The organism is Aliivibrio sifiae (assembly GCF_002954705.1).
Lineage (GTDB): Bacteria > Pseudomonadota > Gammaproteobacteria > Enterobacterales > Vibrionaceae > Aliivibrio > Aliivibrio sifiae_A.
The window spans coordinates 2,254,761-2,281,264 of record NZ_MSCO01000001.1; the positions used below are offsets into that span (position 1 = coordinate 2,254,761).

Annotated in this window: 21 protein-coding genes and 1 pseudogene; 8 read left to right on the forward strand and 14 right to left on the reverse strand. The window is 36.9% G+C overall.

Annotated elements, in window-relative coordinates; genetic code table 11:
- Positions 1 to 102 precede the first annotated feature (102 nt).
- The 5 genes from BTO22_RS10105 to BTO22_RS10125 form a co-directional block, all read right to left on the reverse strand.
- Positions 103 to 552, reverse strand: coding sequence for a hypothetical protein (locus BTO22_RS10105; RefSeq protein WP_105055354.1), 450 nt, complete (start codon positions 550 to 552; stop codon positions 103 to 105).
- Positions 545 to 2,632, reverse strand: a complete 2,088-nt coding sequence (locus BTO22_RS10110) for a LysM peptidoglycan-binding domain-containing protein (RefSeq protein ID WP_105055355.1) — start codon at positions 2,630 to 2,632, stop codon at positions 545 to 547. The genes BTO22_RS10105 and BTO22_RS10110 overlap by 8 nt, the downstream gene beginning before the upstream one ends.
- A 177-nt stretch (positions 2,633 to 2,809) precedes the next feature.
- Positions 2,810 to 3,745, reverse strand: a complete 936-nt coding sequence (locus BTO22_RS10115; RefSeq protein WP_105055356.1) for a DUF4339 domain-containing protein — start codon at positions 3,743 to 3,745, stop codon at positions 2,810 to 2,812.
- A 179-nt stretch (positions 3,746 to 3,924) separates the two neighbouring features.
- Positions 3,925 to 4,563 carry an inovirus Gp2 family protein gene (locus tag BTO22_RS10120; protein ID WP_105055357.1) on the reverse strand — a complete coding sequence of 213 codons (639 nt, stop codon included), beginning with the start codon at positions 4,561 to 4,563 and terminating at the stop codon, positions 3,925 to 3,927.
- A 211-nt stretch (positions 4,564 to 4,774) separates the two neighbouring features.
- Positions 4,775 to 6,229 (reverse strand): hypothetical protein, encoded by a 1,455-nt coding sequence (locus BTO22_RS10125; RefSeq protein ID WP_105055358.1) that lies wholly within the window; start codon positions 6,227 to 6,229, stop codon positions 4,775 to 4,777.
- 112 nt (positions 6,230 to 6,341) lie between these two features.
- Between BTO22_RS10125 and BTO22_RS10130 the strand changes: the two genes are divergently transcribed.
- Positions 6,342 to 7,868, forward strand: a complete 1,527-nt coding sequence (locus tag BTO22_RS10130; RefSeq protein WP_105055359.1) for a hypothetical protein — start codon at positions 6,342 to 6,344, stop codon at positions 7,866 to 7,868.
- Positions 7,869 to 8,438: 570 nt separating this feature from the next.
- Positions 8,439 to 8,978, forward strand: coding sequence for a DUF3332 domain-containing protein (locus BTO22_RS10135; protein WP_105055360.1), 540 nt, complete (start codon positions 8,439 to 8,441; stop codon positions 8,976 to 8,978).
- A gap of 92 nt (positions 8,979 to 9,070) precedes the next feature.
- Here BTO22_RS10135 and BTO22_RS10140 read toward each other — a convergent pair whose 3' ends face one another.
- The 7 genes from BTO22_RS10140 to sigZ all read right to left on the reverse strand — a co-directional run bounded on the left by BTO22_RS10140 (position 9,071) and on the right by sigZ (position 18,151).
- Positions 9,071 to 10,456 (reverse strand): cytochrome-c peroxidase, encoded by a 1,386-nt coding sequence (locus BTO22_RS10140; RefSeq protein WP_105055361.1) that lies wholly within the window; start codon positions 10,454 to 10,456, stop codon positions 9,071 to 9,073.
- A gap of 297 nt (positions 10,457 to 10,753) precedes the next feature.
- The gene (locus BTO22_RS10145; RefSeq protein WP_105055362.1) at positions 10,754 to 12,214 is read right to left on the reverse strand and encodes a glutathione synthase; all 1,461 of its coding nucleotides are present in this window, start codon (positions 12,212 to 12,214) and stop codon (positions 10,754 to 10,756) included.
- A gap of 25 nt (positions 12,215 to 12,239) precedes the next feature.
- On the reverse strand, positions 12,240 to 14,057 hold the full coding sequence (locus tag BTO22_RS10150; RefSeq protein WP_105055363.1) for an ABC transporter ATP-binding protein: 1,818 nt from the start codon (positions 14,055 to 14,057) through the stop codon (positions 12,240 to 12,242).
- Complete coding sequence (locus tag BTO22_RS10155) at positions 14,050 to 15,849, reverse strand: ABC transporter ATP-binding protein (protein ID WP_105055364.1); 1,800 nt, start codon at positions 15,847 to 15,849, stop codon at positions 14,050 to 14,052. The genes BTO22_RS10150 and BTO22_RS10155 overlap by 8 nt, the downstream gene beginning before the upstream one ends.
- 4 nt (positions 15,850 to 15,853) lie before the next feature.
- Complete coding sequence (locus tag BTO22_RS10160; RefSeq protein ID WP_258132537.1) at positions 15,854 to 17,119, reverse strand: glutamate--cysteine ligase; 1,266 nt, start codon at positions 17,117 to 17,119, stop codon at positions 15,854 to 15,856.
- Positions 17,097 to 17,450 (reverse strand): glutamate--cysteine ligase, encoded by a 354-nt coding sequence (locus tag BTO22_RS20185; protein ID WP_258132538.1) that lies wholly within the window; start codon positions 17,448 to 17,450, stop codon positions 17,097 to 17,099. The genes BTO22_RS10160 and BTO22_RS20185 overlap by 23 nt, the downstream gene beginning before the upstream one ends.
- A 155-nt stretch (positions 17,451 to 17,605) precedes the next feature.
- Positions 17,606 to 18,151 carry an RNA polymerase sigma factor SigZ gene (sigZ, locus tag BTO22_RS10165; RefSeq protein ID WP_105055365.1) on the reverse strand — a complete coding sequence of 182 codons (546 nt, stop codon included), beginning with the start codon at positions 18,149 to 18,151 and terminating at the stop codon, positions 17,606 to 17,608.
- A 273-nt stretch (positions 18,152 to 18,424) separates the two neighbouring features.
- Between sigZ and BTO22_RS10170 the strand changes: the two genes are divergently transcribed.
- Both BTO22_RS10170 and BTO22_RS10175 read left to right on the forward strand, forming a co-directional pair.
- Positions 18,425 to 19,837 carry a cation:dicarboxylate symporter family transporter gene (locus BTO22_RS10170; protein ID WP_105055366.1) on the forward strand — a complete coding sequence of 471 codons (1,413 nt, stop codon included), beginning with the start codon at positions 18,425 to 18,427 and terminating at the stop codon, positions 19,835 to 19,837.
- Between the two features lie 92 nt (positions 19,838 to 19,929).
- Positions 19,930 to 21,249 (forward strand): CoA-disulfide reductase, encoded by a 1,320-nt coding sequence (locus tag BTO22_RS10175; RefSeq protein WP_105055367.1) that lies wholly within the window; start codon positions 19,930 to 19,932, stop codon positions 21,247 to 21,249.
- 85 nt (positions 21,250 to 21,334) lie between these two features.
- Here BTO22_RS10175 and BTO22_RS10180 read toward each other — a convergent pair whose 3' ends face one another.
- Positions 21,335 to 22,513, reverse strand: coding sequence for a MalY/PatB family protein (locus BTO22_RS10180; protein ID WP_105055368.1), 1,179 nt, complete (start codon positions 22,511 to 22,513; stop codon positions 21,335 to 21,337).
- Between the two features lie 199 nt (positions 22,514 to 22,712).
- On the opposite strand from BTO22_RS10180, the gene BTO22_RS10185 reads away from it, so the two are divergent.
- Positions 22,713 to 23,087, forward strand: a complete 375-nt coding sequence (locus BTO22_RS10185; protein WP_105055369.1) for a rhodanese-like domain-containing protein — start codon at positions 22,713 to 22,715, stop codon at positions 23,085 to 23,087.
- 117 nt (positions 23,088 to 23,204) lie between these two features.
- Here the strand turns inward: BTO22_RS10185 and BTO22_RS10190 are convergent, their stop codons facing one another.
- The gene (locus BTO22_RS10190) at positions 23,205 to 23,834 is read right to left on the reverse strand and encodes a magnesium transporter (RefSeq protein WP_105055370.1); all 630 of its coding nucleotides are present in this window, start codon (positions 23,832 to 23,834) and stop codon (positions 23,205 to 23,207) included.
- Positions 23,835 to 24,208: 374 nt separating this feature from the next.
- Here BTO22_RS10190 and BTO22_RS10195 point away from each other — a divergent pair, with 374 nt between their 5' ends.
- From BTO22_RS10195 to BTO22_RS10205, 3 genes and pseudogenes are all read left to right on the forward strand, one after another.
- On the forward strand, positions 24,209 to 25,261 hold the full coding sequence (locus BTO22_RS10195; RefSeq protein WP_105055371.1) for a hypothetical protein: 1,053 nt from the start codon (positions 24,209 to 24,211) through the stop codon (positions 25,259 to 25,261).
- Positions 25,258 to 26,331 carry a hypothetical protein gene (locus BTO22_RS10200; protein ID WP_105055372.1) on the forward strand — a complete coding sequence of 358 codons (1,074 nt, stop codon included), beginning with the start codon at positions 25,258 to 25,260 and terminating at the stop codon, positions 26,329 to 26,331. Before BTO22_RS10195 ends, BTO22_RS10200 begins: the two co-directional genes overlap by 4 nt.
- Positions 26,331 to 26,453, forward strand: a pseudogene (locus tag BTO22_RS10205) (superoxide dismutase family protein); the annotation flags it as partial. The gene BTO22_RS10200 and the pseudogene BTO22_RS10205, both read left to right, overlap by 1 nt.
- Positions 26,454 to 26,504 lie beyond the last annotated feature (51 nt).

A 26,504-nucleotide genomic window follows, 5' to 3' on the forward strand; every position in this document is an offset into this window, starting at 1 on the left:
CGAATTTTAAGGGTTCTTAAATCTATTCAGGCAATAAAAAAGCTCGTATCAAAAGGTACGAGCTTTACTATTTGAATCAAAAAACACACTGTTTTTTTTGGTTTAATTCTTTTTTTTGTTTGCTTCTAGCTTGATAGGACATTCCTCTATTGAACTCACATAACGAGAAAAATAGAAATCATCACGGTCAATAAATAAATCACTCTCACATCTAACTAAGTCATACTTTTCAATATAGTAGTTATTAATGAAATATGGAAAAAAGCCAATGATACATGCTATAAATACAGCTCTTTTTTCTAAGCTCGTTTTATACTTATTATGTTTAAATTCTCTATATTTACACCAACGAGAAATGTGCTGGTAAGCGGTAACGCTAGCTAATCCCACCCAAATATGCCCACCAATTATACCAAGAATCGCATAACGAAAACTCACTACATATGTGGCTGAATCATCAAAAAACAAATGATAAGACGCTGTCCATAAAAAATACATTGCCCCGTATGACGTAGTAACGATTAGAAATAAGTGTAACAATAATTTAATCATTTAATAATTCTTCTGGTAAATAATGTTCGATTAATCCTTTACTAAAGGTATCCTCGTTAAATTGCGTATCAATAAAATAAACAGCTGTAGACGCTAGGGTAAAAGTAACCCCAGCTGATGCAGAAGCAACCCAAGTAGGAAACATCACACCAGCTACAAAAACAACACCAGCGGTAGCAAGTAATCGAACAACAATTTGCCACTGTGCAATTTTTAACTCTCTTAACGTCAGCTCATCATTAACTATATAGTTAACCACATTCAAAGCAGAGCCTACAATAATTTCAGTCGGTGCGCTTAGCGTTAAGAATCGACTGGCACCTTTCAGCGCGGTTGAACCAAATGCCCATTTAATGATTTGTGGATTTGATGCTGAAAACAACGTTCCTTTTTCTAAAATAGGAAAGTACGCTTTTATGTGATTTAGAATCACTGACTCTTGTCCATCAACGATACGAACAACACCCGTCATTGATGTATTCTTGATTAAGAAATTAAGTTTATCTTTTACTGTAGGGTATAAACCAACGACGAAATCTTTAGCCGCGATAACATGAGAAGCATTAGTAAAAAACTCATCGAACTCCGCTTTAGATAATGCTGCTAAGGTAGTGATCTCATCAGTGTATTCAACCTCGTCAAAATATCTATCGTCACCCTCTTTAGTAAAATCATACGCAGGCCAATACATGTTCTTAGGGTTTATCCCATGCTTTTTAGCTCGTACATTAATGACTGTTGTATTCTTGGGTATTGAATCCAACTTATGAAGTGTGGCTACCACTGGATGTATCGTTGGTGATTGTGGCTCACTCCATAAATTAGCCCACGAAAATACCTTTTTCTCTTTTGTCACATCAACAGGAGGAAGAGTTTTCCTAGCTTGCTTAGTTTCATTCGCCTTCTCCTTATCTCCAATAAATAGCGTATCACCTATTTTTAATGTGCTTGGGTCTTGCTCATAGATTGAGTTTAGATCCAATAATGCTTTCGCAGCTAATCCGTATTGAGTGGCTATTTCTCCCCACGTTTCACGCACACCTGTTTCAGGATTAATCTTAACGGTATGCTCAGAAGAAATAATATCAGCTTCCTCCTCCTCTAAAACTAATGTATCACCGACTTGAATATGGTCTTCTTTTCCTTGATATTGCGGATTCAAATCGACCAATTGTGGTAATGTTAATCCTTGCTTATATGCAATACCAGATAAGGTATCCCCTGACTGAATGACATAAGTCACTTGACCGTTACTTTCTTTTTCTCGCTCTACAGCCTTTTCTTTTTTGGTTTCAACTATCTCATTTATATCAAGTAAACAGCCATTTTCATCAATCCACTGTACCGTTGACGCTTCAAGTTGTTGTGTGGTCATTTTCTGTGGAAGGTAAAGTAGGTGCTGACGAGCAACAACGGAATTACTTATTTTCCAAGGCAATAGAATAAAACTGTATTGATGCCCTGATAGCAATTCATCAGTTAAATGGTGCTCTGTAGATTGAGTAACTTGAAATGCCCACTTACCATTTCCCATTAACTTATATTCATGCACTAACGCATCATCAATGAAATGATAAAAATACCCTTCAGTAGGCCATCCAAGACGTTCACCCACCTGAACGGCTGGCTTTACTGGAATGAATGATTCTGTAGCATGAGCAACGCCTTGCTTAACAGGCTTTACGTCATCAAATACCATGGCACTGCCACTTGAGATAAAGAACTCTCGACTGAGTGTTTTTGACTCATCAACATCTACACTAGCCGTTAACAGGGTAAAACCTTTCTCATTTTGAGTTTTATTCCATGCGGATATATTCGCTTCTTCTTTAGTTTTACCTAAAGAGAATACACCCACCTGATAGGTATTCAGCTCATCTTGAGCACACGTGATTTCAATCGAATACTCAAAGGCTGCGGTTTTAGTTTGTTTCTCTTTTACTGGCTCATAATGCGGTACATCAACTTTAGTGGCTTTGGCTAATTCTTCATTCCACGGAAAATACGCATTTACAAACTTTGGTGTTGCTTCATCTACCGGCTCAACAAACTTCTCTAATTTCTCATCCCACACTTTCATTCGTTATTATTCTCTCTTTTAATCACGCTCAAATGTTAATCTAAAATACAACCACCTTTTAACTGAATGACTAGGTAAAATAACCAAAGATATTTTTCTTGGTTGTACGTCACGTAATTTGGTTGTGCGTTTTAGATAGCCATAAAAAATGGGAAGCGATTAGGCTTCCCATTGTGTTTAGTTATATGTCAATCGAAATGGCGTTGAGCTGCATTGTGTAGCCGCTATCGCTTGTGCATCACCACTACCTAACACGTAACAGTAGCCACCATTTTGCGCTGATTTAAGGTAGCTGTAGTCACATCCATTAGAGCCGCACAGGTTAGAGTAAGAAATTCGATAAGTAACATCATCAAGCATGGCAACACTAATATACCCTGTCATTGTTGCATCGGTATTCGTGGTATTCAAATACGTTTCTAGCTCAATGGTATTCAAATCCATCCCACCAACTTGAGCATTAGATTGTGGCTGGTAGCTATATGAGTCATTATTATCAAAGTACCCATCACCATGCAAGGCAATAGCCGCAAACGCTATTAAGTTACAAACTAACGATAAAACGATTAGCCCTATCGTCCACTTCCATTGCTTACCCATACGGTCATGAATATAACAAGGAGCAAACAGCCACCACCAAGACCAGCCTGTGTAATTGATTGTCTTCTTAAATCGCCATAAGTCTTCAGCCCATGCAGCAAGGATGATTAATAACGAAATTACAGCCATACCCGATGTTGACCATAACCCAAATGCTTGCCAGCTATTGCCTTCAATCAGATAAGACGCAAGATACGTTGCAATGGCTGCAAAGGTAGGCGCATAGATAAAACGCCAAATACCCCCAAGCTTAGTACTAAAACTTTCTTCATTAGAATTAGGGGTTTGTAACGGTGGTGGTACATCATTGCTGCTTAGTGGTGGTGACACATCTTCTAAGTATTGAGCTAATTCTCTTTTTTCTAGTGTTACCCATTCTGTCATTCCTTTTTTCCACACTTGAGTTCCTTGATGGATAACTCCTTGAGTAATCAATTCAATTATCTCAATGGTGGATATACTCCCCTCCCTTTTGCCTTTAGATTCATAGAACCACATTGCTTGTTCACTCATTTTGTTTACCTAACGTAATAACAATAAAAGAGAAACGTACAATCCGTAGGGGCATCTAGTGTCTCATGCCGTATTAGTGATATGAGTAATGATTTATTTTGTGATAAGTAACGCATAAACAAGGAGATATGGGACTTAGGAAGCTCGCTACGCCTCCTAATGATTTAGATAATATATTATTAACTAAAAGCCCTTTTTACGACGATACGAGGACTAGCACCAAATGACCGTACTCTAGATGAAATGACTTTGGTTTGTTTCTTACACAAGTAACTAGCTCTATACATTAAGCTATCTAGCTGGTCTTCATAATAAGGTGACTTACCATCAATGTAATAACTACCATTCTTAGGGAAGTGTACTAATCCTGATTCACTCGCTACCGCTTCACCTAATGCACTAAACCACGCTTGCTGTATTCGATTGGCTAATGTTCCTACTACACGATAACTTCCTAATAAGTGATAAGCGTCTTTATTAAATAGTAATAATAAATGGTAGTGCTCTAGTTCGTTCTCTGAGCCTGTTTCTCTCGCCCATACATAACGTAGGGTATTAGGGTAAATACGAGTACCTAGCTTACTACGTTTTGATTCATAGGCTTTGAGTTGTGCCTTAAGTGAACTAATAAAACGAGTCATTAATCTAAACTGATTAATTAAGTCATTATCAGGTAAGTGTAAATCTACTCTTAATGCAAATACTCTTCTGTAATCGTCTAGCATATCCTGAACTGTATTATCCAAGGTAGTTAAGTAATTATGATTTAAGTCTTCACCTTGGTTATATAGTGAGTATAGATATGATTGATTAGTCATGTTGTTATTCCTTCAAAGTTAGTCTCAAAGGAATAGTTGAATAGATTATTTTTTATTGGTGATAAGGAGTAACGTTAATCAAATGAGTAATGGATATGTATTAAGAAAGAACATATATAATATTATATCCAACACTACACTAATGTTGTTACCTAAAGGATGTTAAGGGCATTAATCAAAAACACCCTAGACATTCACTGGATAGCAGAAATCAAATCACTCTGACGTTAGGTATATCTTTCCTACTATAAGATTTAACACTGATAACATGACGAATATCATTAGCAACTAGCTTTTGTGAGTCGATTAAGTAAACCTTGAATTGATTCTTAACTAGCAGCGTTACTGTTACATGGTAACTGTCACCAACAGTACCATTCATCCTTGTACGGTTAAAAATTACATTGATACTGTCAGGCTTCTCAAATTTTGTAAAATGATGCACAAACAAACATTTCATTTTTATTGCTATGTATAAAGACTGCTGGATTAAAAAAACAACCAATCGATGAGCTTGAGACTCAAAGGATATATCATCATCTTGATTATCTAACCATTGTTTAAATGATTCAGGGGTAACAATTACTTCCGCCTTAAACTTGTCTTCTGCTTTCTTTTTTTCTTCTATCCCTTTCTTACCTGTAAATGTAGAGTCATCGAAAATAAAATACTCTCGATTAAAAGACATTGAAAAAAGGCTACTCCTTGTCAGTAATAACTCCATTCTTTCTCTCTTCAGAAAATTACATTTCTTTAAGTCTAAGCTATCCACTTCATCCCAGCATTCACTCAAAAGTACAGATATGATACTTTCACATTTATTAATAATTAAATTAGTGATCCCCATCGAAGCATTTACATCATCACCAAATAATGCAAATAGAGCATTCAAATCCTTATCTTTTGTTTTTCCATCAATATGCCTAACATACTGGATATCCCGAATAAAAATTTCCAATTGTTCTAAAACTGATGGGGCAAAAAGAGAAGCACTCGAAGCTTTCTCTTTCTTATCTAGATGGTATTTTTCAGTTTTAATTTCCCCAAGATTTAAAAGATAATTATTAGGTGTTTTACCAAAAAGTTTCCGTCCAGTCCCTCCACTTTGACTAATGAAAACATACTCCATTTCACTTAATTTTTTCAACTGAGATTTTAAACGGTCAGAAGATATTCCACCCATCATTTTTCTAATTTTGGCTTTACTCAACCTCTCAACGGATCCTGAACTATCAGAGTGGATCAATAAAATAATTAAGAGCAATAAATTTGACACACTCAAGTCACATTCATTTTTAACACGGCCTAACTTAGACTTCTTTGTTAACAAATCAACAACTGTAAAACGATGAACATTGCCATACTGTCCGTTATCAAAATCAGAACTAAGCTTACTTAACGAGACAGAATCAAACTCACAATACCGTACTTTTGACCGTCTTATTTGTGCTAATTTATTTTTAGGTAACGACAAAAATTTCGAGACTTCCGAACAAACAGTCTTTGTCACGCCATACTTACTAACAAGCTGTTCTACTGAAATTTCTATTTCTTTACTTTCCACGCTATACTCATAGAGCAAGCACAGCAATAAAAAACGCCCTTCAGGACCAAGCCCCTCTATATTAGATAATACATACCTAACTAAACTAGGATTAAAATCCATATATACACCCTGTTAATCATTAATAATAAAATACTAGTTTTAATAGATACTAGTTAATATCAAAGGCTTGTATAATACCTTAAATAAGTTTTTTAAAAAGGGATATACAACAATGAACAACACGCTAACTGACTTTGATTGGAACGATAAAGGTGATAGAGCATGGTTAACAGAGTACTTCCTAGACAGTACTCGAAAGCTAAAATCTGATATTTCAATACCTAACATAAAAGGAACTAGAGAAGCAAAATCACAAGAACTGTTTGAGCTGTTTTTTGAGAAACTTCAAGGTGGCACTGAACACGATAAGAAGATCAGAAAAAATGTAATGTCTGCTTGGAGGAAGAAACTTAAACAACGTGAAAATCACAAACAGATTAACATAGAACTAACAAGTGACGAGTATGATAAGTTAATCTCTCTAAAAGATCTTAAAGAACTTGAAGGTAAAAAAGCCACAATCAAAGATACAATTCTTGATTTAATTTACAATGAATATGGTGAACATCAAGATATAAGACAGGAATTAGAGAAAGAACTCAGAAAAGAAATAACACAAGAAATGAGAAAGAAAGCACGAGCAGAAGTGCCAAAAAGAAGTGTTAAATCACCTGTAGAAATAGAGTCTATTTCTAATAATCATCAAGCAGAACAAATCGAAGATAAGGCACAAGTAGAAAGCCAGATAATTGCAAAGATAGAGGCTCTTAACAATGACACTAACGCTAGGTTTGAGAAGTTAGAGTCTATGCTATCTGGCCTTATCATACCTCAAGAGCAACATAATATAGATGCTCCATTAAAATTAGAACTCGTAACAAAGACATTTACTGAGTCTAATGCTAACACTGTAATTGATGCTATAAATAGAATACATAAAACAATCAAATATAATAAAATAGACCCTAAATCTCACACAGTATTATCAAGCTGGATTAAAAAAAATGAAATTGACGTATCTGAAGAAGAGGCATTACATGCAAAAAAATGGCATACTGAATGGGTAAATAAATCGCAAGAAACAAAAAATAAATGCAATATTATTGATGAGTTAAAAAACATCAACGCACCAGAATCGGTTAAAGCAATAATAATTACTCATGCCACTAATATTTACAATGAGTTATTAAAGTTCTATCTACAAACAGATGTTCAAATATGCAACATTGCAAATGAATGGGAAAATATCGAATCTCTTGTTCATAAAAGTAAAGGGGATAAATGGCTTAAACCGTTAAGCACAATGAATAATCATTTCAAGCAATTAATGACTTCATATTTCAATACCATTGATGTTTCCACAGAAATAGAATCATATGGTGCATTCTCCATAGGAAGTATTTCCATTACACTTACAGATTATCATATCCTCGCTTTAGTTCCATGGTCTCTAAGTACAATAGGACTGACTTCCTGTGATTTATCTAATACTCTTTCAATAACGAACTCTAAGCACCCAGCGTTAACTGAAGTAGATAAAGTAGTACGAGATATAATGAAGAAAAGTGAAAAAGTGAAAACAAATGATATTCAAATTCTAACAGCCAATGATGAATTAATTAACATTGGTATTTCAATGTTTGAGCCAGAGTCATATTTCCTGTATATAGATCCAGCAATAGATTCTAAGATGAATTAGACCTTATAACACCTACAATTAGATATCGATAATCACAAATAAGGTAACAAAAACGCCTGATGTATTCCATAACGTATTCCAAAAATAAAATCAATACGACTTATCATTTATAAAACAAAATGATACAACATAAAATCAGATGACCCCAGCCCACCAAACGTTTGGAAAAGCCCAGCTTCGAAAGAGGTTGGGCTTTTTTGTGTCTGTACATATAGTCTTTTTTAAAAGAGACTATCTGGCTAATTACTCACACATGATTCTTATTCATTATACCAATCGTAGTAAATCACTGTTCATCCTAACTGGTTAAAATGCTCGATAACTGTGTTGAAATTTTTGATTGTAGAATACCTACTTATCGAAGCTATTTATCGAAAGTACCGCCTTGTTCTCAAGCATTTTTCCTGCGCTATTTCTGATCACTTACTTACTGTGATTGGTATTACTTTTTTGCACTTCCGCACATAATAAAAAATAAATGATTAAATATTAGCGACCTTCTCTACTCATTAAAGAATTAACTACTATGTTAATAGTTCTAGCAAAGTGCTTAACGGTAAGTGAGGGAACATGAAAAAAACATTTGTAAAAGTTGTGGCAATGACCGCTGTAGCCGTCAGTTTATCAGGATGTGTTGGTAGTATGGCAGTGACTGGGAAACTAATGCAATTCAACGTTGAAGTCGTAGATAACCGATACGCTCGAGCGGGAGTGAACTTTTTATTATCACCCGTTTATGCAATTACAACCGCCGCCGATTATATCGTTTTTAACTCGCTTGAATTCTGGACGGGGAAAAACCCAATTAATGGCTCTCCACACATTTTTGATAGTAAAACAGAGACCATGCTAAATATTAATGACGATTTAGATGACTCATTAAAAACAGCACCTGTAGCCCCTATCACCCTGCAAAGAACTTATGAAACAGGTGAATTTCAACAAATCGATGAAAATACGATTCAAATGGATATTACGTACTCAAACGGAGATAAAGCAACGCTTCTTGGTTTAAAAAATGATAACCAAGTAAGTTACTTCATTGATGGCGTACTCGTTGCTGAAACGACGATTGAACAACTGCAAGAACTCGCAGCATCAAAAGCATAGCTTTTTACTAAATCAATACCTACATTAACCATGTAAAAAGCCCAATAATCTTAATATTGGGCTTTTCGTTTTGTCACTTATTAATCCTAAAATTAATTCAACATTTGACCTTTATAATCACCAGTTAATGTCTTCAAGTAAGCACTAATATCCGCGATCTCACTATAACTCAATGTGACCCCGACTTGGTATTCAGCCATTACAGCAACCGCCTCATCCAATGAATTAACACTGCCGTCATGGAAATAAGGCGCAGTAAGTGCAATATTTCGTAACGTTGGGACCTTAAAACGATTCATATCATAGGCTTTATTTGTCACATTAAACCGACCATTATCCACCTCAGATACATTTCCCCTCTGAGTAAAGTAATCTGCTTTTAATCCCATGACTTCAAATGTCTGCCCGCCCATCGCTTGACCAGCATGACACGTCGAGCATTTATTTTTCTTAAATAGCTCATAGCCATTTTTTTCTTGTGCATTCAATGCTAAATCGTCACCTTTTAAGAACTGATCAAAACGACTGTTTGGTGTAATTAGAGTTTTCTCAAACTCAGCAATCGCATCAGTTATATTGTCACCCGTGATGCCATCAGGGTAGATTTTAGCAAAAGCGGCTTTCACTCCCTCATCCAAGCCTAACTTTTGAGTGATTTGCTCCCATGAAGTAGATCCCATTTCAATTGGATTCATAGGAGGGCCTCCTGCTTGTTCTTGTAAGTCACTTGCTCGACCATCCCAGAACTGGTGAATATTATAAGAAGAGTTAAATACTGTTGGTGCATTAATGGGACCTTTAGCCCCATTAATGCCTGTAGATGTTGTTAACCTATCAACCCCACCTGTTGATAAGGAGTGACAACTTGAACACGCAACAGTGTTATCACCCGACAAGCGGGTATCATGATAAAGCACTTCACCTAAAGCCACTTTATTATTATCAACTTTTATAGCGTCATTAATGGGCTGAATCGCTTCATATTTAAATGCTTCGCTTGCTAATGACTGTTTATTTTCTTGCTCTTGTTTAATCCACGTACGTAAAGTCTGCTTTTCATCATCAGATAAACTTGAACGCCAATGCATTGATAAATACGCTTTAGGAGGCATGGATGAATCATTTAATACGCCGCTAATTTTAGCTAAAGCAACATCGGATATTTCATTACCTTCAGAAAAACTAGATAAAACATCATCAAACTGAAAATGACGTAATCCACTTTCAACGTCTTTTTGCATAATTTGTTTCGCGATAGGAAGATTGGCATAAAAAGGCATTTCGCTATTATCTGTATGGCAATAACTACAACCATTTTCAGTTAATACTTTAAAAGCAGCAGAAGATACAGGATCATTTTTACTGTTTGATTGCGCTAATTTGGTGTCACTTAATGTCCGGTCTGACGAATCTACTACATACACCGAGCCAAAATAAGCAATAGCTCCTAAACCTATAATCAATCCTAATTTTTTCATAACTATCTCCTGCTGCATGAATGTCTGCACACGATAGAGAGAAAAAATGCCTCTTTCCAAGGAAGAAATACTATGATAATCATCGCTTTAATCGATAATGTAATCTCACAACACTAAATAGCCTTATTTTTCATAATGATAAATAACTCTCGGCAGGTAGATGTTTTTATAACGTTAAATAACTAACGTTCTATTTATTATCCAAGATCAATTTTATAAACTTGAATTATTTATTAAAAAATATAAAAAAGCCCAATATAACAATAATATTGGGCTCTATATTAGATATAGGTTGTATTAATCAATTAACACCAATGAATCTAAAATCCCTTTACCACTGTGAATTCCACCTTCGTTTTCACTGGCAGGTTTACTGCGAATTAAATATCCCGCATAACCTTCAAATTCAGTCACCGGCTTTCCATTGTAATACGCAGTAAATAAGCCAATCTCACTCACTAAATCGTCCACAATGGTTTGCTCGCCATCACGAACAGCAATGGTTGGAGTATCACGCTCATGGGGATACAAACGCTGCATTAATGCCCATGCATCATATTCTTCAGGATCTAACTTATTTAATTTATTCCTAATATCCTCTCCAAAAACACAATGCCCACCACCTTCACCTTGGTTTTTTAACACCCACTCATTTTGAATCGCTTCTGTATCAAACCATTTAATCGTTTCAACATTAACGGGTTTCATCTCAGCTAAAACACTCTTCACCAATTGCGCTTCTTCAATGCTTAGACCCCAACGTGCATATTCACTTTCTGGCATCATGGTTAATAGCATTTGCATTGTTTTACTGGTCGCTAATTGCTGACTAATTGTTGCATTAACGGCGACATGATGCTGTTCAATAAGCAATCGTGTTTGGCTTAGCGTCTGACAACAGACTTTCTCATTTAATTCAGGTGCAAAATAATCTTCATATTGATAACCCGCACGTAAATAAACAACATCTACAGCCCCGATATTTTCTAATATAAGACGCTTATTTTCGCCACTAGAAAGCTGACAGCTAAGTTGTTCAAACGTACGTCTTACTGTACATATTCCTTGTTTTTGCAACTCAACTTCCAACAGGTGTTGGTCATAAACATTGTCTTCGTTCTTTTGAACCACCATCAAAAACGTAGGTTTTCCTTGGTCACCAAAATCTGTTTTTATCGCTCTTGCCGCTGTTGCAATACCGTAGGCCAATTGCTCTAAGCCATGATTATCCGCAGGTACCGCTGAGCTGTCTTCAATCCATTGATTGTAAGTATCTGGCCATTGATTTTTAATAAATGAGTGGAATTCTGCAGCACGTTGACCAAAAGGCCCCATCCCAGCGGCAATACCATTAAATTCAATCACTTTAGCACCGTGAGTACGGTCATCCATAAAATCAGTTCGCATCAATAGTAAAGATTGACGAGCAGCGACAAGCTTATTGGTTTCATCACCATGCAATTGTTGATGCAGTGACATTAATAAACCAAAAAACGGATCGGCTTTTGCCATGTTACTTAATGACGCTTGTAGAAAATCATGATCTTCAGATACATTATTAATAAGCTTAGTTATCAATGGCGTTACTGCTAACAAATGCTGATATACATCACGCTCAATCGTCATTGGTGCAATACTAAACGGACAGTGTCGCGCAGTACTATCAGCTTGCTTGAATGCCACACCATGCATAATTTCCCATTCACAGGCATCTTCAATAACTTGCTGAGACACAAACGATTTTTTTTCTGTATTCATTTTAATTACTCTCAAATTCAATTACTCAAGCCGCGTTAATGCTAGCTAAACCAAGTGTGCTGTTCTGATGTTCATTTTCTTCTTGTGCTTTTTGCGTCAAATATAACTCTCTATAATCTCCAGCTTGCACAATAAGTTCATCATGTGTACCACTTTGAACCACTTTGCCTTTATTCATGACTAAGATTTGATCGGCATTTTTAATCGTAGATAAACGGTGAGCTACCGTGATAACCGTTCTACCCTCTTGAATATTGGCTAACGCTTCTTTTACGGCTTCTTCCGTTTCACTATCAATATTAGCTGTCGCTTCATCTAATAAGAAAACACTTGATTGATGTGAGATAGCACGAGCTAACGCTAATAACTGTCTTTCACCAACAGAAAGTGACGCTCCACCATGACCTGGGTGGTGATCATAGCCATCAGTAAGACGTTTAATAAAGTGATCAGCGTTAACTTGTTTCGCCGCTAACATCACTTTTTCGTCGTTTGGCCTATCATGAGATAAGTCGATATTGTCTTTTATTGAACCACTAAAAATCGTTGGATCTTGAGAAACCAGACCAAATAATTTACGAAGTTGGACTTCAGGTAAAGATTCAATCGGCTGGCCTCCTATTAAAATAGCCCCTTTTTGGTGTTGGTAGAATCGCATAAGCAGATTAATTACTGAGCTTTTACCACTCCCCGTATGACCAACTATTGCCGTAAACTGCCCGCCTTTAGCCACAAAGTTCACATCAGATAAGACCAAGTTTCCTTCGTCATAACTTAAATCAACATGACGAAACTCAATGTCATGCGGCGCTGATATTTCAACACACTCTTGTGGGTATCGGTTCTGCTCAGATTCTTCATCTAGCAACTCAAATACACGTTTTGATGCAACCGTTGCCACCTGTAACTTACGTAACTCCATTGAAAGTTGGCGGAAAGGGTCAAAAAAGCGTTCAATATAGTTCAAAAATGCATACAGCGTCCCGATTTCAACCACTGTAGCTAATGACGCATTAGCAAACCACGCCACAATACCAGCAGCCGTTAAGTTGGAAACTAAACGTGTTAACGGGATAAGCATGAAACTATCAATTGCGATTGATTTGGTTCTAAACTCAAACCAACGTTGGTTTTCTTGCTCAAATTTTTCTTTAAATGCTTTTTCCTGATTAAACGCTTGAATCAGCGCCATTCCTTGTAGCGATTCATTAATCCGCCCATTGATATTGCTGATCTGCTCTCGAATGCCATTAAACACTGGCATCGATATTTTTCGATATAAATGCATTGTTGTGAGTAATACAGGGATCAGAACCAAGCTTAATAACATCAAGCGCCAATCCAATATCGCTATCGCAATAAATATCGCAATGATACGTAAACTGCCTTGAATTATAGTAGGGATAGTTGAGACAAACATATCACGCATGGATTCTGTATCATTGGTTATATAAGAAACCAACTTACCCGCAGATAATTTATCAAACGTACTGATAGAGAAATTCAACACGTGATTAAACAGTTGTTTTCTCACATCATTAATCACCAACAAGGCACTATGACGAAACGACACTGCTTGTAAATACGTAAATAACGCCGATATCACGTAAAACAGCATCACTAAACTAACAAGCCCAATCAAATGTGGCCATTCAAACTGCTGTGGTACGATAACGTCATCAAGGATGATCTTTGCTAACCATGGAATCGCCATTTCAGCACTTATTGCTACCGTTAACATCATAAAGGCGACAATAAAGCGTGCTTTATGAGGTAAAGAATAGGCTAATAACCGCTTAAATAAGAAAGTATCACTTGGTTGCTGTGCATTGTCTTCACGCATGAGACTCTCCTTCTGACGTTGATTCTTGAATATTATTGCTTGGAATATCGTCAATAATGGTATTTAACTGACTTTGTCTTTGGTAGACCATGGAATACCAACCTTGACTAGCCAATAGCTCATGGTGGGAGCCTTGCTCTTCAATTTGCCCTTCATTTAGCACAAAAATTCGATCTGCTTCGATTAAATTAGGTAGGCGTTGAGTCACTAATAACATGGTTTTATGGCTGTAATGTGCTTTTAGATTTCGACGCACAATCACTTCTGTTTTAATGTCTAACGCACTGAATGGATCATCCAACAACAAAATATCCGCATCAGATAATAAGGCTCTTGCAAGCGTTAATCGCTGGCGCTGCCCTCCTGAAAGGTTACCGCCACCTTCTCGCAATTGAGTACTAAACCCATCAGGCATGGCATCAATTTCATTTTTAATTCCGGCCATTTCTGCAACGTGTTTGATTTGCTCTTCTGTTGCATCCGGTTTAGCCAATGCGATATTTTCAGCAATAGAACCTGAGAATAAGAATGGTTTTTGTGGAACCCACGCCATTTTGTTACGTAGCGAGTGGAACGTTAATGAATCAATCGAATGTCCATCAATACTAATGGTTGAGCTATTTGGTAACTGAAATTGCCTTAATACCAATTGCAACAAGGTACTTTTTCCACTGCCCGTGGGCCCTGTAATACCAACAAAGCCACCTTCTGCTACCGTCATATTAATTTGTTCTAAAGCTCTGCGGTTTGAGTTCTGATAAGAGAATGAGGCGATATTAATATTCAACGTTGCTTTCGCATCAGCAGGCAACATAACCGTCCCCTCTACCACTTCTTCTTTTTCAGAAAAAAGTGCCTCTAATCGTTTCCATGACGTACTGCCTCGTTGGAAAACATTAAACTGCCAACCAAATTGTAAAAACGGTCCCAATAATTGCCCAAGATATAGCGTAAACGTAGTAAATAAACCCACAGAGATCTGCTCATGGCTGATTAGCCATGCGCCATAAGCCAATGAAATAACAAATGACAATCCGTAAATTAATTGGATAGTTGGTGCAAAAGCGGCGTCCACTTTCGCAACAGCTAAGTTAGCTTCCAATGTTTCATCAAGAGTTTTACCAAAGCGTTGTTCTTGTCTTTGCCCAATACCATGAGAGCGAACCGCACGAATACCAGAAACCGTTTCACGCGTCTCTTCATTCAAATTAGCAAAACTCGCTTGCGCACGACCGAACGTTTTATGCAGATTGGTACCATAACGTTTCGTAATTAAAACCAACAGCGGAAACGGCAATAATGCCACAGCAGTAAGTTCACCACTTACGATAAAGATCATACCGAAAATCACGGTCAAACCAGCAATAAAGGAATCAACTAAGGTCATGATCCCCATGCCAGTGGCTTCCTCGACTGCATTCAAGTCATTCGTTGCATGGGCCATTAAATCGCCAGTGCTTCGACGAGAGTAAAACGACGGTGACAACATTGAAAACTTTCGAAATAAGTCTCGACGCAGTACTTTCGCAATAGCGATAGATGCTCCATACAAGTGACTTTGCCATACATAACGTAAGCCATACATAGCAATGGCTGACACAACAATGCCACCAATATGAATCAGCAAATATGACATGGTTAATTCGTTGGCACTGATGCTATCTACGATTCGTCCAATCAACCAAGAAGGTATTAAACTGAGTAATGCCACCACTTGTAATGCAATGATGGCAATGATGTATTGGCGTGAAAACATTTTTATGTAACCACGCAATTTCCACAAAATATTCATTAAATTACGCTACTGCCTCTTCTATTTCACAGTCACACTGTAAATAGTTTTTTTTCTGAATAAACTCATCAAAACTCATGTCTTGTTGTGCTTCCATTTGGTGTTGTTTAACTAAAGACTCTGTCACTAAACGAGTTAGATTACCCATTTCTTCTTCATCAATCTTTGCATCTTGATGCTGTTTAAAATGCACTTCAGATAATCTCTGGGTCGCTAATTTATAAGAGAGTTTTTCATCTTTCATTATTGCTAGCATTTGTGCTGATGGCGTTAAATTACTATCAACAAATTTAACTCGTTCACGCTCAATACCTTGTTTATGCCCTTCGGTAACAAATGCATTATCTAGCCAACTCGCAATAGGCATCATTGCATCAAGTAATTCAAAACCAAGATTGTTAAGTTTAATTTCACCTTGCAGCGTTGGTAATAATAGTCCTTCTTTTCGCCCTTCTGTTGCTACTAACTCTTGGCGACGGGCAATTAATATCCGCTCATCATTTGTTAGTTCAGGGCTTGGTGCTAAGGCGTTATAGGTAAGAAACGCATCCAGAAAATGACTTTGCTCTTCACTGATCCCTAACGGTAATAACGGATTATTATCCAGACTGCGCAATTCAATGTATTGGATACCGTGGTGACACATCGCATACAAAGGACGCAATTGATCATTAACGATTTTAGGCCTTACAGAACCATACAATTCATTTTCTAATTGTAAGACTGAGCCATTTAATTGCTGATCTGCATTTAGGTGCGTATAACGCGCACTTGGGGTCGTTAAGGCGTGACATAAATCCGTTAAGTATTCTTGTTTACTATTAAAGCTCGTTGGGTAAAGAGATTGCTCATTACTGCTATACCCCATATTGCTTAAACGTAACGACGTTGCCCATGGTAAATAGTAAGTATCTTCATCAAAAGTAGCTAAAGGATGCTCTTGATTTACTAAATAACTTTTATCTACCGCTGGCGATGCCCCAAATAAATAAGGAATAACCCAGCCGTTACGAAGAACATTACGGATCAAATGAAAATAACGTTCTGAAATAAAATCGTTTAATGATAATTCACTGCTCATGTGCGTATGCAGTGTTTCCCAAAACGAATCTGGTAATGAAAAGTTATAATGAATACCTGAAATTAACTGCATTCTTTTGCCATAACGGTTTGCCAAGCCTTCACGGTAACGCACCTTATGTTGCCCTGCATTCGATGTTCCATATGCTGCAATCGTAATCTCATCATCACTTGGCAGTACTGGCGGCATACGCCCCCCACATGATTTCATTTTCAGGTAAATGAGTAGCGACAAAATGATGCAAAGAAGCCAACGAATCAAACATTGCCTTTCTTTCTGTCATTGCAGGTGTCACTAACTCTAATTGCGCTTCTGCAAAATCAGTAGTGATGTAAGGGTGCGTTAACGCAGAGCCTAACACTTCTGGATGAGATAAGTTTGAAATACGGCTTTCAGGCGTAGTGCGGATCAGTTCTCTTTCAATTCCACGTCGAATGTCATGCAGTGTACTCATGGCATCTTCATCATTTAAAAAAGAAAGCATGCTAGGTTCTAGGTATTTCACATCTGAGTTTTTCATTTATGTTCTTCATAAGAAATATTTTTAACAAATTGAAGACGCACGAATAGAGAAAAAGACGCAAAAAAATTTAAATAATAGGAATAAAAAAGAGAAAGTAAAATAAACGGAAAATAGAGTGGCTATTTACCGTTTATTTTAAGGAAGAAATGAAATCATTTAGATTGTGAAGCACAACTTTCTTTTTTAGGAGAATACCCCGTTACCGATCCTCCTTCGTTAAGTTCAAAATCACAACATGTCATTAAATGCTCGCGGAACTTTACTCGCCCGCGTTGAATTCGACTTTTTGCTCCCGATAATGAAATGCCTAACTGGTCAGCTATTTCCTGTTGAGGAACCCCTTCTAATTCAGCCAAACGCAAAGGAGTGCTGTATTTTTCAGGAAGATCATCAATAAGCGGACGTAAACATTCAGCTAACTCTTTACGAGCTTCACCCACCGTATCTTCACCTTCTGCGATTAAATCTTCAGGTAACTCATCATAAGGTAACTTGTCGCGATAAAAGTCCATAATAGTGTTATACGCAATTTTGTATAACCACCCCTTCAAACTTCCTTGCGATTTTAATTGATGCAAATTACTGCTGGCTTTTATATAAACATCTTGAAGTATGTCATCTACCGCACTTGCATCATCCACTCGTTTGTAAACGTAATTACGCAATTGCGCTTTGTGATTTTGCCATTCTGACAACATAGAAACAGGCCTCAGATAAATAAAATAATGTGGGGATTAAAGTAAGACGATGCAATACAAAAAAAGACGCAATAAATATAGTTTATTTTTTATCTTTGTTTTTTAAGTGTTTTTTTGCATCTTTTTTTTCTTCAATGCGTCTCTTTGATATTAGCCATTCAAGAAAGTATCTCCTTTGAACACTTTCCTACGATAGGCACATTGGTTACTTAAAACTAGCAGTTACCTTGTTATCGTAACCCAAATTTATTTTTTAAACATCAGGAGTCTCATATGAGCTTCACATTAATTGGCCTCTTCATCGCCTTTTTAGGATTTTACTTCTTACTGTTTCAGCTAAAAAAACACAAGAAAAGTTTCAATTATCGTGTATTAACCGCTTTAATTGGTGGGTTAGTTTTTGGTAGTTTAATTCAGTTAATTCTAGGAAACGGCAACAGCATTAATGGTAACTTTGCTGAAATTATTTCTGTTTTTGGTAGCGGCTACATTAAGCTATTGCAAATGATCGTGATCCCTCTGGTTTTTGTAGCCATGACAGCTTCAATAATGAATGTAGAAGGAAACGGATCATTATCAAAAATTGCACCTAAAGTGATTGGGGTATTAATTTTCACTGTAGCTATAGCTGCTCTTATAGGTATTGCGAGCATTTATTTATTCAATATTGATGCTAACAGTTTAGTTACGATCATTGGTTCTAACGCTGCAATAGAAACTCGAAGTAATAATTTGGTTTCAACTCAAGAATTGATGGCTAACAATGGATTGTCTGAATTAATCCTTTCTATTATTCCTGCCAATATTTTTGAAATGCTGACAGGTTCAGAGAGAACCTCAACCTTATCTACCGTGTTATTTGGTATGTTTTTAGGCTTTAGTGTTCTTCAAGTTAAAAAGCGTAAACCAGAAAAAGTACAAGGCTTCATCGATTTCATTAATTCAGCGAAAGAAGTCGTATTATCAATGGTTCGTGAGATCCTAAAGCTCACCCCTTATGGTGTCTTCGCTTTAATGACTACATTCATGATGACCAACGACCTTTTTGCTTTGGCTGAAATGGGACGATTTTTACTGGCCAGTTATAGCGCGATTATTGTGATGTTTGGTCTTCATCTTGTCTTAGTTTCTTTCTTTGGTTTATCGCCAAAAACCTTCGCGAAGAAAACGTGGCCAGTTCTCGTCTTTGGTTTTGGATCTCGCTCAAGCATGGCGGCGATCCCACTCAATGTAGAAACACAAACACAGCGCCTTGGTGTCGATGAAGAAACAGCAAATATGTCAGCTACGTTTGGAACCAGTATTGGTCAAAATGGATGTGCCGGTATTTACCCTGCAATGCTGGCTATTATGGCAGCACAAGTCATGGGGATTCCTGTTGATTTTAACTTCATCGTTCAACTTGTTGTTGTTATTGCCATTGCCTCTTTTGGTATTGCAGGTGTCGGTGGCGGCGCTACTTTTGCCGCGGTAGCGGTACTGACTATCATGGGATTAGATATTACGATTGTTGCTATTCTTGTCTCAATTGAAGCATTAATCGATATGGCTAGAACCGCACTTAATATCTCAGGTTCAATGCTATCCGGTGTTATCACAGCAAAGCGTAATGGCTCATTAAATACGACGCAATATAACGCTCAAAGCACGATATCAACACAACAAGAGAGTGAAATCTCAGCGTAGTAACGACTCAACTCACCAATTAAAAACTTAATCAATAAGGGCATTATTTATTAATGCCCTTTATTTATCAGAAAAACAGGTAATCCATATTTATGAATATTATTGTTTTAGGTGGCAGCGCTGCCGGTATGAGCTTTGCGGCTAAATACAAAAGAAACCAACCAACCAACAACGTGATCGTAATTGAAAAACGTGACTACATCTCTTTCGGTGCCTGTGGTTTGCCTTATTTTGTAGCGGATAAATTCAGTGATACCGAACGAATGATCTCGAGAACGCCTAAGCAAGCCATCGAATCTGGTTTAGATATTCGTTTAAACACTGAAGTTATAGCTTTGAATCAAAAAGATAACGTTGTCACGGTTCGACATCAGAATGAAGAGCAATCATTACATTATGATCAACTAATTATCGCCACCGGCGCTCGACCAATTATTCCAGATTTAGGTCAATACAATACTAAACAGGTTTATACCTTAACGAGCATGGAAGATGGCATCGCTGTAAAAAAAGCAATGCAAGATCCAAGCAAACCGAAGATAGCGATTATCGGTGCTGGGTTTATTGGCTTAGAGATGTTTGATGCTGCACATGACTTAGGAAAGAACGTAACCTTAATTGAACGTGAAAAGCATATATTGAGTCGTCAATTCAGCTCAGAGATGATACATAACGTAGAAGAAGCAATTCGACAAACAGGTACGAACTTACAACTTAATACTGAAGTAAATGACATTACGGATAATAAAGACGGATACACCATCACCACAAATAATGGTGAGATAACGGCTGATCTTATTATTTTAGCGCTTGGATTCAAACCAAATACTGAATTTGTTGAATTACCTAAAATGGCAAATGGTGCACTCTTAGTTGATCAATTTGGGGCAACTCAAGATCCTAATATTTATGCTGTGGGTGATTGTGCTACCGTGCATCACCTCACATTAGATAAACCTGTTTATATTCCTTTAGCGACAACAGCAAATAAACAAGCTCGAATGATGGCAGATAAATTATCAGGTAAAGACACCTATTTGAGTGGATTTTTAGGCTCATCATCATTAAAAGTTCTTGACTATGAACTCGCGAGTACAGGGATCTCTCAATGGTTAGCAGAACAACACCAACTACCAATAAACACCTCAGTTATTACAGATAAAAACCAAACTGATTACTATCCCGGCCAAGAAGACATAAAGATTAAATTGGTTTATCACCCTGAATCTAATGTTTTATTAGGCGGTGAGATAGTCGGTAAAAAAGGGGCTGTTAGTCGTCTTAATGCGCTAGCGGTTGCCATCACCGCAAAGATGACGACACAGCAACTAGGCTATATTGACTTCAGTTATGCTCCTCCTTTTGCAAGAACGTGGGATGCTCTCAATGTTGCTGGTAACGTGGCTAAATAATAGATAACAACCATACCTCTCTACATAAAAAAACACCGAACATTACCTGTTCGGTGTTTTTTCACAAATATAACCGAATAATTGATTATGAATTTAACTTATCAATTTCACTTTTCAATAAAAGAAAAGACGCTTGAATTTGCTCTAATGGAGACGCGATATTCATGCGATAAAAATTAGCGTTAGGTTCACCAAACCACGAACCTGGTGTTAATCCCATTTTTGCCTTAGTAACGATCAACTCTCTTAACGCCTCTTCATCTAAATTTAACCCAGAGAAATCAAACCATATTTGATTCGTCCCTTCTGGTTTGTAAACCAATACCTGCGATAGTTTTTTTTCAATGAAATCAACAACCCAATTAACGGTTTTTTCGGTATAAGATAAAAATCCATCAAACCACGTTTGTCCTTTTTCATAAGCCGCTATGGTGGCAAATGTAGTAAAAGCATTACCATGGTCTAAAGATAATGAATTTACCGTTGCTTTTATTTGCTCATGCATTTTTTCATTATCGGTATAAATATACCCATTTGAAATGCTATTTAAGCCAAAGTTCTTCGCGGGAGAGCCTATAATCGACACACTTTTTTCATAACCAAATTCCACAATACTCGTGAATTTATGTCCAGAAAATACGATATCAGCATGAATTTCATCGCTGATGATCACTACATCATATTTTTTAGCTATATCGACTAATTGTTGTAATTCACTTTTCTTCCATACTCTGCCCACAGGGTTATGAGGATTACAAAGCAGAACCATTTTTACGTCGCCGTTTTTTAATTTATCTTCGAAATCATCAAAATCCATACGATACTGGCCGTCTTCAATTTTCATCGTATTATTAATCGCCTTTCTACCAGACGACTCAATTAAACGCTTAAATTGATGATAAACAGGCGTTTGAATTAATGCCCCATCGCCCAATTCAGACCATTCACGGATTAATAATGCAATCGCATTTAACACACCAGGCACCTGAACAAATGTTTTAGGATTCAAATCAATATTATGCTGACGCTTGTTCCACTGCGAGATAGCTTTAAATACAGAAGATGAATCAAATTCATAAGCATACACTTCACGATCAACAAGGCGCTGCAACTCTAATGTGATTGGATTAGCTATAGGAAAATCCATATCCGCCACCCAATATGGCGTAACATCTTCTGTTTTATAAATATGGTTTAACATATCAGAATCGTATTTTATGAATTTATTCTGAGCGTCACTATTTTTCGGCGTATCTGTAAACATGTGGTGTTATCCTCAATAAAAAATTTATCTTTACGATAACTTAGACGTTCAGTAAGAAAAAAAGACGCACTAATTTTATCCCTTATTTATATCGTAATTTTTACGTAAAATGAGTAAAAAATAATGCATCTTTTTCTTACCAACGGCGTCTATTCATTAATAACAGTATTGTATTAATGCAAAATGAAGAGAGAAAAACATGTCACAAACAATAATAAAAGGCATTAAAGAGTTAAACGAAGAAGCGCGTTCAACAGTAGATGAAATGTCGATAGCAGAAGCTAAAACATTGTATCAAGATGATAATTATATCTTTGTCGATGTCCGAGAAGCAGCTGAACGAGAAGAGCATGGCGTGATCCCGGGAGCATTTACTTGCCCAAGAGGGATGTTAGAGTTCTTAATTGACCCGAACTGCCCAGCCCACAATAAAATTTTCAATCAAGATAAAACGTATGTTTTCTATTGTGCTCATGGCTTACGTTCACTTTATGCGGCAAAGTTGGCCTCTGAAATGGGATTATCCCCAGTAAAAAACCTGACCGACGGTTTCTTTGGCTGGTTAAAAGGTTAGTCTGTTATCTAAGGGGAAAAATAGCGGTTAGCTGCATAAAACAAAAGCCCAACCTCGAAAGAAGTTGGGCTTTACTGTCTTAAATCCATTCATCAATAAAGGGCGACTAAAAAGGCCTTACCCTATCTCTAATACCGCAGAGGCAATAGAAAAGTAAATCAATACCCCTGAAATATCGGCAATAGAAGTAATCATTGGGGCACTAGCAGAAGCTGGATCTAACTTAAGCTTATGCAAGCCAAAAGGAAGTATAGTGCCAATTAAGCTACCGATTAATACAATGGCAATCATACTTAAACCAACCACCATCCCTATCTCATAACCTCCGCGATATAAACCTAAAAGGTAAACAGCAGCGGCCATACTCAAGCCAAGCCCTAGAGCGACAAAGACTTCTCTACCTAGCATTTTTCCCCAATCATTTGGTTTTACTTCACCAATAGCCAAAGCTCGAACCATTAAGGTTGCAGATTGAGATCCCGCATTACCACCACTATCAATAAGTAAAGGGAGAAAGAAAACTAACGCAACATAAGAGGTAATTATCTCTTCAAAGTAAGCAATACCAGCCCCTGAAAATACATTACCAAAAACAAGCAGCACTAACCAAAATACGCGTTTCTTATAAAGCACGCCAATTGATGCATTTTTTATGCTGATACTAATGTCTTCAACACCAGAACCTTTATGCATATTTTCTGATGTTTTAATATGTTCTGTGTCTGTTTTTTGTTGTACAAATTCCATAATACGTCTCCAGATCTGAAGACATATCACCCTCAGATCATCATGTAGAAAAAGAGTTAGACCACCAACTTGGGGGTTCCTGTTTACTTGTGTTCATGATGTGCTTCCTTATCCGAAACAATGATTAATCGGATTGTTCATAAATGAGCAGAATTAAGACGGACGGACTGTAACGAATAACGCAACTGGATACCATTAAGGACTGTAAGAAAAAGTTGCAAAGCTTGTATATCGTTACACTCACAACTCTATCTTATTAAAAAATAAAGTGATTCATTCTTATACAAATGAGAACGCAATCGATTCATTCATTTGATAAATAACGATGAAAATCATATTCTACAAACATAATTACTCAAAAGTAATCAAATTATATGAAATTACTTTCGCTGTTAGTGCTATGTGCTTCTTTAGCAACTCCGATATCAAGCGTTGCTGCACTTGGCGAGCATCCTGTGATTCTTATTCACGGTTTTCAAGCCAGTCAGCTTCAGACAAAACCAGATCATGATACCGTGATAAAAGAAGGCGCGGATTATTGGCAAGGCTTTTGGTTATCTAAAGCGGATGACCGCATTGATTGGCCTTCACAAGAGCGTATTGCTGACAATGTTTCAACCGATTATATTTGGCCAAAATTACAAGAATTATCAAAAAATAATACCTGTGAGAATGGGTGTATTTTAGTTACTCATTCAACAGGAGATCTTATTGCTCGTTATTTATTAGATAATCAAGAAAACTGGTTAACTAATGCCGGATTAACACCTCTTAATTTTATTGCGACATTTGATTTTGCAGGAGCAGGAGGCGGTTCTGAACTGGGTGATATTGCGATTAATATTTCAGAAGGTAATGGATATTTAAATGCACCTTTAAAGTACGCGATGAAAAAATGGCTTGGTGAAATTCCTAATAGTCAAAACACTGGTGTGCTAAATGATTTGAAAGTAGCAAATGCACGTCAATTAGCTCCTCTTCCTGATAATCGCATACCTCGCATTCGCTTTGTTGGCAAAGGAAGTGACTATCTGGAGTCCACAAGCCCTTTTCTACCGGGTGAAGATGATGGAGTAGTTTCAAGTCATTCTTCTTGTGGTTCAAGCCAATCAGGTTCATTTAGTGGATGTTCTTCAACCATTGCATTCAATGGAAATGTGGCTCCCCAAGCAAAAGCGGTCACCAGTTTTATGCCCTACCATTATCCATTATTAATGGGGGGTGATTATAGCCACAGTGGTTTAATTGGTTCTGATATCCAAGGTCGTGTTGTGGCTGCAAATAAATACGCGACCTTACTAAATGGAACACCCATTGAGGTAACGACCAAATTTGTAACCTACCCAATGACTGGAACAACTTATCGATATGTCGATAAATCCAATACAAAAACCATATCTGAACTTGCTAGTGATTTACTGTTATGAATAAAAATATATTATTTATTGGCGTGCTGTTAATGCTCTCAGCCACCACTTTTCATTGGATCATGCGTGACAACTCATCATCAATAATAAAGGGAGCGTCTACCTTAAATAGTCACATACCTAAAGCAAATACCACCTTACAACCAGCTTTAAAAGAAAACATTAATCATGTGGTATCAACATCATTAAATGAACTAAAACCAAAAGAAATAAAACAAGAATTTCCTCAAAAATTGACCGAACAATTTAGCTTACTATCTCAAGCTTATGTTGACGACATCAGTTACCCATCTTATTCAATACCTCTATTGAGTTCGAATATTAATTACTTAAAACCTAATCATTTTAGCGTGGTTAATATTCCGGTATTAGATGGCTCACATACCGTAGCTTTATCTTTAGAAAAATATCGATTTGATTACCCGGAACCAATTATCGTTACTCTTACTTCAGAATTGCCGATTGACCATATCGATTATGAATTACTTGATCCTGAAACCAGAAAGTCACTTACCTCAAAATATACTCAAGAACTAACTACTGAATTTTCACCGCAAGAAGATTGGCCTCAAGAGGTCAGAATAAAAGCAGCCATCTCTTTTTTAGAAGGGAAAGATACGCTCATTGCTGATATCCAATTTTCAAATCCAGTTGCATATGTAGACTCCCTATCCCCTGTTTATTCTTCAGGTGATGATATGATATTACCGTTAAATATGGATATAAAAGAATCAGGCAATTACCGTATTAGAGCAAATCTATATCAAGAAAATGGGGATCCTATTGCCTCATTAAGTAATAAAGCAAAGCTCTCTCAAGGCGTTGGTATTTTTGAGCTAAAAGCACATAGTTCAGTGTTAAAAGGGAAAGGTGATAATTTTGAATTACGCACGATTACAGTAGAAAGAATGTCGGATTTTCCAGGAGAAAAAACACGTTATGGAGCGAGTAAAGAAACAGTTTTTCCTATCTCCTCATTTGATACGTCAAGCTTAACTGACGAACCCTATCAAATGTCAGAACAAGAGAAAGAGCGTCTTCAATTTTTAAATGATATTGCTCAACAATAATTAAACTAGATGATCTTAAAGGTCGTTCAATCATGATTCATGCTGGCGAAGATAACCATTCTGATCACCCTGCAAAACTAGGTGGTGGCGGATCACGATTAGTATGCGGTGTAATTAAATAATCTAATAAAGAAAAAGCCCACGATCCGCAATATTACAAATCGTGGGCTATG